Origin of the sequence: Pseudorhodoplanes sp. (genome assembly GCF_035565855.1) — a bacterium.
Taxonomy (GTDB): Bacteria; Pseudomonadota; Alphaproteobacteria; order Rhizobiales; family Xanthobacteraceae; genus Pseudorhodoplanes.
Genome location: NZ_DATMRX010000340.1, coordinates 1 through 7,599 on the forward strand (window position 1 = coordinate 1; position 7,599 = coordinate 7,599).

Sequence of the window (7,599 nt, forward strand, 5' to 3'; positions counted from 1 at the left end):
AGCGCCGAATTGGCAGAGCTCCTGATCTCGATCCGCGACCGCCACAAGACCGCGGTGCTGCTGATCGAACACGACATGTCGGTGGTGATGCAGATTTCCGACCACGTGGTCGTTCTGGATTACGGCGAGAAGATTTCCGACGGCACCTGCGAGGAGGTGAAGAACGATCCGAACGTCATCGCCGCCTATCTCGGCGTCGAGCAGGAGGAAATGGAAGCGGTCGCATCGGAGGTCGGGCTGTGATTGCTGTTGCCGAGCCGCATGTGCCGTTCGTTTCCGCGCAAGCGGGAACCCGGTCTGGTGCTCAGGTTGCGACCTGTCTTGCGGCTCCGGGTCCACGATTTCGCGGGGACGAGCGGAGGTTGCTGCCGTGACCACCGGTCAAATGTCGCAACCGGCTCCCCGTCGCGCTTTGCGCGCCGACCCTCCCCTTTCAGCGAAAGGTGAAGAGGGCAGCGCGTCATGACAAATCCCAGCTCCCCCACTCCCCTCCTCGCCGTGCGTGGCGTCACCACGATGTACGGCAACATCGTCGCGCTTCGCGAGGTCGACCTTGAGGTTCATCCCGGCGAGATCGTGACCCTGATCGGCGCCAATGGCGCGGGCAAGTCGACGCTGATGATGACCATCTTCGGCAATCCGCGCGCCGCCTCCGGCCAGATCATTTTCGAGGGCCGCGACATCACGCATCTGCCGACGCATGAGATCGCGCGCCTCGACATCGCGCAGTCGCCCGAGGGCCGGCGCATCTTCTCGCGCATGACGGTGATGGAAAACCTGCAGATGGGCGCGGCCGTGATCGGCAGCAAGCATTTCGAGGAAGATCTGCAGCGCGTCTTCACGCTGTTCCCGCGGATCAAGGAACGCATCAACCAGCGCGGCGGCACGCTGTCCGGCGGCGAGCAGCAGATGCTCGCCATTGCGCGCGCTTTGATGTCGCGGCCGCGGCTGCTTCTTCTCGACGAGCCCTCGCTCGGACTTGCGCCGCTGATCGTGAAACAGATTTTCGATATCATCGCCGATCTGAACAAACGGACCGGACTGACCGTGCTCCTCGTCGAGCAGAATGCCTTCCACGCCTTGCGCCTCGCCCACCGCGGTTACGTGATGGTCAATGGCGCGATCACCATGTCGGGCACCGGCCGCGACCTGCTGCAGCGGCCGGAAATCCGCGCTGCCTATCTCGAGGGCGGCCGCCGGGAGGCCGGATGATGCTGAACACGATCGGCCATCTTTTCTACGAAGAGGATTCGTTCCTCGTCTTTGTCCTCGTCACGATCATCCTTGGCGGCGGCGCGGCGTTCCTTTCCGGCCGGGCGATCGCGTTGACCTGGCGGCCGTGGTGGCAGGTCTTCGTCTATATGTTCGTTTTGGGAGGCGCGGTGCGCTTCTTCCACATGGCGCTGTTCGGCGGGCACCTCCTCTCCCTGCACTACTACCTGGTCGATGCCGCATTCTGCGTGCTGTTCGGACTGTGGGGCTATCGCGCCACCCGCGCCGCCCAGATGGCCGAGCAATATGGATGGCTCTACCGGCGCGCCGGGTTGATCAACTGGGCAAAAAAAAGGCCCGCGCCAAACGCCGCAGCCCCGAAATCCGGCTGACCTTTGTTCCGCTTTGTCGTTAAATCCGGCATCCGGCGGGCCGGCGATTCCGGCTGACACCAACCCGCCTTGGCTTGGCTAGTCGTCTTTCACCAGGGAGTTTCGAAATGAAACGGATTACCGCGCTCGGCGCCGCAGCTGGTCTCGCCGTTGCGCTGTCGGGCCCAATCTCGAATTCGGCTCAGGCACAGATCAAGATCGGCGTCGCCGGGCCGCTGACCGGCGGCAGCGCCGCGTTCGGCGCGCAGCTCAAGAACGGCGTCGAGCAGGCTGTGGCGGATATCAACGCCGCCGGCGGCATCAACGGCCAGAAGATCCAGTTGTTCGTCGGCGACGACCGCGGCGACCCGAAGGAAGGTGTCTCGGTCGCCAACAAGTTCGTGGCCGACGGCGTGAAGTTCGTGATCGGACACTTCAACTCCGGCGTCACGATGCCCGCCTCCGAAGTCTATCAGGAGAACGGCATCCTCGTGATCACGCCCGCCGCCACCAACCCGAAGATCACCGAGCGCAAGATGTGGAACATGTTCCGCGTCTGCGGCCGAGACGATCAGCAAGGCGGCGTCGCCGGCAACATCATCGCGCAGAAGTTCAAGGGCAAGCGCGTCGCCGTCGTGCACGACAAGACCACCTATGGTCAGGGTCTCGCGGACGAGACCAAGAAGGCCATGAACAAGGGCGGCGTGAAGGAAGTCCTCTACGAAGGCATCAACAAGGACGACAAGGACTTCACCGCGCTCGTCTCCAAGCTCAAGGCGGCCAATGTCGATCTCGTCTATTGGGGCGGCCTGCATGACACCGGCGGCCTGATCGTGCGCCAGATGCGCGACCAGGGCGTGAAGGCACCGCTGATGGGCGGCGACGGCATCACCGACGACGAATTCGCCACCATTGCCGGCCCCGGCGCCGAAGGCACGCTGATGACCTTCTCGCCGGATCCGCGCACCAATCCGGAAAACAAGCAGATCGTCGAGGTCTTCCGCAAAAAGGGCTTCGAGCCGCAGGCCTATACGCTCTACAGCTACGCCGCCCTGCAGATCATCAAGGAAGCGGCCGAACAGGCGAAGTCCCTCGATCCCAAGAAGGTCGCGGCGGTGATCTCCTCCGGCAAGCCGTTCAAGACCGTGCTGGGCTCGCTCTCCTTCGACAAGAAGGGCGACGTCTCCAACGACGGCTATCTGGTCGACGGCAAGAAGAAGGACCGTTACGTGCTGTACACGTGGAAAAAGGGTCCGGACGGCAAGATCAGCTATTTCGAGGATTGAGCCCGCACGGGCGTGGCCATACCGCTCTAGGATGAGCCGCCCCGAAGCGAAAAGAACCAAGCGGCCCGCGCCAAAAGCGCGGGCCTTTTTCTTTCCCGTTCGCCCCCGCGAAGCGGGGAGACCCAGCGCGTAACGGAATCCGGTAGCCCGCTTTGCGGGATGCGGATCGCGCATGAGCACCTGCGCGCTTCATTCCAGGCGCAAATCACTCTACACCCCTCCCCCATGCCCGATTTCTCCCCGCAGCAGGATGCCGCGCTCAAGGCCGTCTCCGCGTGGCTGAAGGCCAAGCCCGGCAGCCGCGGCACACCGCAGGTCTTTCGCCTGTTCGGCTATGCCGGCACCGGCAAGACCACGCTCGCGCGCCATCTCGCCGAAAGCGTCGATGGCAAGGTGTCCTACGCCGCCTTCACCGGGAAGGCCGCCCTCGTCATGCGGGCCAAGGGCTGCGGCGGCGCCTCGACCATCCATTCGCTGATCTACAAGACCCGCGAGAGCGGCGACGAAACCCCGAGCTTCGAATTGTGGGACGAGGCGCCCGCTTCCAAGGCCAAGCTGATCGTCATCGACGAATGCTCCATGGTCGATGCCGAGCTTGGCCGAGATCTCCTCTCCTTCGGCATTCCGGTGCTGGTGCTCGGCGATCCGGCGCAGCTTCCGCCGATCCAGGGCGCCGGCTTCTTCACCGAGGCCGAACCGGACGCGATGCTCACCGAAGTGCATCGCCAGGCGCAGGACGATCCGATCGTCCGGCTCTCAATGGCGGTGCGCGAGGGCGAACGGCTCGAACCCGGCCGCTACGGCGACAGCGAGGTCGTGCGGCGCAGCGATTTCGATCCCGACCGGGTCATCGAAACCGACCAGATCCTGGTCGGGCGCAACACCACCCGGCGCGCCTACAATACGAGGCTGCGCGAACGCCTCGGCCGCGAGGAAGGGCTTCCCGTTGCCGGCGACAAGCTCGTGTGCCTGCGCAACAACCGCAAGAAAGCCCTCTTCAACGGCGGTCTCTGGACCGTGAAGGAACGGGCCGCGGGCAAATCCGGCAGCATCATCACGATGCGCATTACCCCGGAAGCCGATGTTTCGGGCGCAGCTCTCGGCGTGAAGGGCGTCAAGGTCTCGGTGCGGCGCGAATGCTTTCTCGGCGGGATCGAGGATTACGACTGGACCCAGCGAAAGAAATACGACGAATTCGACTACGGCTACGTCCTCACCGTGCACAAGTCGCAAGGCTCGCAATGGGACGACGTCGTGCTGTTCGACGAGAGCTTCGCCTTCCCCGACAGCCGGGCGCGCTGGCTCTATACCGGCATCACCCGCGCGGCGAAGAAACTGACGATAGTCGTGAGCTGACACTCATCGGCTTTCGGCTGTAGCGGCGAACGCGCCGCCCCGCTTCGATCATTGCAGTTCTTTAACAAAACGCGTGACGTGTTGACGCATCGCGCGCGCTTGTCTGTATGTGCAGTCAGCTTTCGTGCGTCGCACGTGTGACGATTTTTTCCCGACGCGCTGAATTCGCAGGAAATGCATCGTCCTCGATTTACAAGCGTTCAGACGCGTGCACGCGCAAGCGATCGCGCGTTCGTTTGGTTTGTCCAAACAATGTCACAGAGTCCGCGATGCTCTCTCGTGTGTCACGTCGGACTGAAACATTCGCTTCAGCCGCAGAAACGTGAAGACATGTGGAGAAAAACAAAATGCTCAAAGCAATCCCCATCCTGTTTGCGCTGGCGCTCACGGCCGGAGCGACTCAAGCAAACGCGGTTCCGCTTGCACAGGGCGCGGCGGAAGGCGCTCCCTCGCTGGTGACGCAAGTCGGCCACCGTCATCATCATCATGGCTGGCGCCATCGTCATTGGCACCGTCACCACCATCATCACTGGCGTGGCCATCACTGGCACCGTCATCATGGCTGGCATCGCCACCATCACCACCGCTAGGCGATGCAACGCGGCGCAAGCGCGAGGTTGAGCGGGCTTGCGCCGCAGCCGCGCGGTGTCGGGAACGCGCACGCGATGTAAAGGGTCAGCGGAGCCTTCCAGCAGGCCGGCAGGAAGGTCGCGCTTCGGCGCTGGCGGCATAAGACGAGAGGTTCGGGTCGTCGCGCAGACGGTTCGGCCTCTCACCGCTCGGCGCGTTCAACCGATGCGGCCGAGCGCCGGAAAGGCTTCCAGCAGCCAGAAGCTCATGGTCGTGATGGTGCCGGTGAGAAACATGATCCCGGTCAGCACGAGGAGCCCGCCCATCGCCATTTCGACCTTCTGCATGTGAGCGCGAAACCGCGACAGGAACGCTGCAAACGGCTCGGCTGCGAAAGCCGCGAGCACGAACGGGATCCCGAGCCCCAGCGAATAGACGGCAAGCAGTCCCGCTCCTTTCGCCACGGTGCCTTCGGAGGCCGCGACCGCGAGGATCGCGGCGAGGATCGGGCCGATGCATGGCGTCCAGCCGAACGCGAAGGCGAGGCCCATCACATAGGCGCCCCACAAGCCGACCGGCTTGGCCATGCCGAGCCGTTTCTCGCGCAGCAGGAAATCGAGCCGCGTGAGACCGAGGAAATGCAGGCCCATGACGATGATCACGACACCCGCGATTGTGGCGAGCACATCCGAATAGGCGCGCAGCACGCTGCCGATCAGGGTGGCGCTCGCTCCGAGCGCGATGAAGACGGTTGAAAACCCGGCCACGAACAGACACGCGGCAACCACGGTTTCGCGCCGAACCTGCGGTTCCGGCTCGGCATCGGCCAGCCGCTCCAGTGAGGTTCCCGCGAGATAGACGAGGTAGGGTGGAACCAGCGGCAATACGCAGGGCGAAAGAAAGCTGATCAGCCCTGCAAACAACGCGGCAAGAATGGACACGTCCGGCATGGAAGCGGTTGTGCATGGCGCTGCGCCCGCGTGCAAGCATCCCGGCCGCCGCCTCGCCGGGATGTGACCGGGGACGATGGATTTGCCATTGTCGGGTCATCGCCGGGCTTGACCGGGCGATCCATCCTTTCGAAGAAATTGGTCCCGCGGGCAGGTCCGAGGATCATTGGCGGAGGCAGCGTGCGCAACCTGATCACCGATGTCGAAGGGCTGAAGGTCGGACATGCCGAGGACGCAAAGCTTGGCTCCGGCTCGACCGCGATCATCTTCGACCGGCCGGCCGTCGCCTCCGTGGATCTGCGCGGCGGCGGACCCGGTTCACGCGAGACCGAGCTGCTCGCCGCGCATTCGACCGTGGAGCGCGTCGACGCGATCATGCTGTCGGGCGGCTCGGCCTTCGGCCTCGACGCGACGTCGGGCGCGCAAGCCTGGCTGCATGAACGCGGCCGCGGCTATGCGGTCGGGACCGCGCGGGTCCCGATCGTGCCGGGCGCCATCGTGTTCGACCTGCTTGCAGGCGGCGACAAGCAATGGGGCCGCTACTCACCCTATCGCGACCTCGGCTATCTCGCGGCCGATGCGGCAGGATTGGACTTCGCGCTGGGCAGCGCGGGCGGCGGCCTTGGCGCGACGACCGCGGGCCTGAAAGGCGGCATCGGCTCGGCCTCGGCAACGACCACCGGCGGCATCACGGTCGGCGCAATCGTGATCGTCAACGCGGTCGGCCGCGTGACCATCGGCGACGGGCCGCATTTCTGGGCAGCGCCCTTCGAGCAGAACGGCGAGTTCGGCGGGCTCGGCTGGCCGCAGGCGATCGGGCCCGAGGCGCTGGCGGTGCACACCAAGGGCGGCCCGCGGGAGTCGACGACGATCGCGCTGGTCGCAACCGACGCGATCCTCACCAAGGCGCAATGCCACCGGATCGCGGTGATGGCGCAGACCGGCTGTGCGCGCGCGATCTACCCGGTCCACACCCCGCTCGACGGCGACATCGTGTTCGCCGCCGCGACCGGACTAAAGCCGCTGCCCGATCCTCACTTTGCCCTCACCGAACTTGGCGCGACGGCCGCGAATGTGCTGGCGCGCGCGATTGCCCGCGGCGTTTACGAGGCGACCGCCCTGCCATTTCCGGGCGCCCTTCCGTCATGGCGCGACAAGTTCCGGCGCGACAAGTTCTGGCGCGACAAGTTCGCGTAAAATCCGAGACATAAACCATCCCCGAAGTTGCAGTGAACGGGCCGCTATCGCTGCGGTTGGGCACGCTGCAAGATGATTGCGGGTAAGATGGTCATGACAGCGAAAACGCGCCCTGCACTGCCCGGCTTCCTGCGAGGACAGAAGACCGAGCCGGTCGGCATCAGGGACGCCGTCTATATCCCGGAGCGCAAGGAAATGCAGATCACCTTCAGCTCCGGGCGACGTTTCGCCTATAGCGACGTGCCGCAATCGCTTTACGACGCGTTCATGGCGTCGCCCTCGCGCGCGGCCTTCTTCAGCATTGCAATCCGCGGCCGCTTTCAGTTCCACGAGCTTGCGCCGCCGGCGCCGGCAACACGGCACTAGGCGAGGAAGCGCTCCGCGCGATACGGCGTCGGATCGGTGAACGGCGTCTCGCCGGTCATCATCTCGGCAAGGAGACGCCCGGTGACCGGGCCCAGCGTCAGGCCCCAATGCGCATGGCCGAAGTCGAGCCAGAGTCCGTCATGGCCCGGCGCAGGGCCGATCACCGGCATCGAATCCGGGAAGCACGGGCGCCGTCCCATCCAGGGCTCGGCTTCGACCGGTTCGCCGAGCGGAAACAGCATCTGCGCCTTGTTCATCAGGCGGCCGAACTGAACCGGCGTCGGCGGTGCA

The 7,599-nt window shown here is 64.7% G+C and carries 9 protein-coding genes and 1 pseudogene; 7 read left to right on the plus strand and 3 right to left on the minus strand.

Features of this window, described 5'->3' with window-relative positions; translation table 11 throughout:
- The 5 genes and pseudogenes from VN004_RS19425 to VN004_RS19445 form a co-directional block, all read left to right on the plus strand.
- A pseudogene (locus tag VN004_RS19425) lies at positions 1–243 on the plus strand (ABC transporter ATP-binding protein); the annotation flags it as partial.
- 219 nt (positions 244–462) lie between these two features.
- Positions 463–1,212: an ABC transporter ATP-binding protein gene (locus VN004_RS19430; RefSeq protein WP_325613635.1), complete on the plus strand. Its 750-nt coding sequence runs from the start codon at positions 463–465 to the stop codon at positions 1,210–1,212.
- An 11-nt stretch (positions 1,213–1,223) separates the two neighbouring features.
- Complete coding sequence (locus VN004_RS19435; protein ID WP_325613654.1) at positions 1,224–1,604, plus strand: DUF6867 family protein; 381 nt, start codon at positions 1,224–1,226, stop codon at positions 1,602–1,604.
- Between the two features lie 107 nt (positions 1,605–1,711).
- The gene (locus tag VN004_RS19440) at positions 1,712–2,869 is read left to right on the plus strand and encodes a branched-chain amino acid ABC transporter substrate-binding protein (RefSeq protein WP_325613639.1); all 1,158 of its coding nucleotides are present in this window, start codon (positions 1,712–1,714) and stop codon (positions 2,867–2,869) included.
- Between the two features lie 225 nt (positions 2,870–3,094).
- Positions 3,095–4,225: an ATP-dependent DNA helicase gene (locus VN004_RS19445; protein ID WP_325613641.1), complete on the plus strand. Its 1,131-nt coding sequence runs from the start codon at positions 3,095–3,097 to the stop codon at positions 4,223–4,225.
- 308 nt (positions 4,226–4,533) lie between these two features.
- Here VN004_RS19445 and VN004_RS19450 read toward each other — a convergent pair whose 3' ends face one another.
- Positions 4,534–4,956 carry a hypothetical protein gene (locus VN004_RS19450; RefSeq protein ID WP_325613643.1) on the minus strand — a complete coding sequence of 141 codons (423 nt, stop codon included), beginning with the start codon at positions 4,954–4,956 and terminating at the stop codon, positions 4,534–4,536.
- A gap of 57 nt (positions 4,957–5,013) precedes the next feature.
- The gene (locus VN004_RS19455) at positions 5,014–5,745 is read right to left on the minus strand and encodes a cytochrome c biogenesis CcdA family protein (RefSeq protein ID WP_325613645.1); all 732 of its coding nucleotides are present in this window, start codon (positions 5,743–5,745) and stop codon (positions 5,014–5,016) included.
- Between the two features lie 180 nt (positions 5,746–5,925).
- Between VN004_RS19455 and VN004_RS19460 the strand changes: the two genes are divergently transcribed.
- Positions 5,926–6,942 carry a P1 family peptidase gene (locus VN004_RS19460; RefSeq protein ID WP_325613647.1) on the plus strand — a complete coding sequence of 339 codons (1,017 nt, stop codon included), beginning with the start codon at positions 5,926–5,928 and terminating at the stop codon, positions 6,940–6,942.
- A gap of 93 nt (positions 6,943–7,035) precedes the next feature.
- Positions 7,036–7,308, plus strand: a complete 273-nt coding sequence (locus VN004_RS19465; protein WP_325613649.1) for a KTSC domain-containing protein — start codon at positions 7,036–7,038, stop codon at positions 7,306–7,308.
- Here VN004_RS19465 and VN004_RS19470 read toward each other — a convergent pair.
- Positions 7,305–7,599: FAD-binding oxidoreductase (locus tag VN004_RS19470; RefSeq protein WP_325613652.1), on the minus strand; the 295-nt coding region annotated here is incomplete at its 5' end. The genes VN004_RS19465 and VN004_RS19470 overlap by 4 nt on opposite strands.

Bases quoted from the DNA above. Each gene is read 5' to 3' on its own strand.
- VN004_RS19465 (WP_325613649.1), top strand. From the start codon at position 7,036: ATGACAGCGAAAACGCGCCCTGCACTGCCCGGCTTCCTGCGAGGACAG.
- VN004_RS19445 (WP_325613641.1), top strand. From the start codon at position 3,095: ATGCCCGATTTCTCCCCGCAGCAGGATGCCGCGCTCAAGGCCGTCTCC.
- VN004_RS19455 (WP_325613645.1), bottom strand. From the start codon at position 5,745: ATGCCGGACGTGTCCATTCTTGCCGCGTTGTTTGCAGGGCTGATCAGC.
- VN004_RS19440 (WP_325613639.1), top strand. From the start codon at position 1,712: ATGAAACGGATTACCGCGCTCGGCGCCGCAGCTGGTCTCGCCGTTGCG.
- VN004_RS19430 (WP_325613635.1), top strand. From the start codon at position 463: ATGACAAATCCCAGCTCCCCCACTCCCCTCCTCGCCGTGCGTGGCGTC.
- VN004_RS19450 (WP_325613643.1), bottom strand. From the start codon at position 4,956: ATGCCGCCAGCGCCGAAGCGCGACCTTCCTGCCGGCCTGCTGGAAGGC.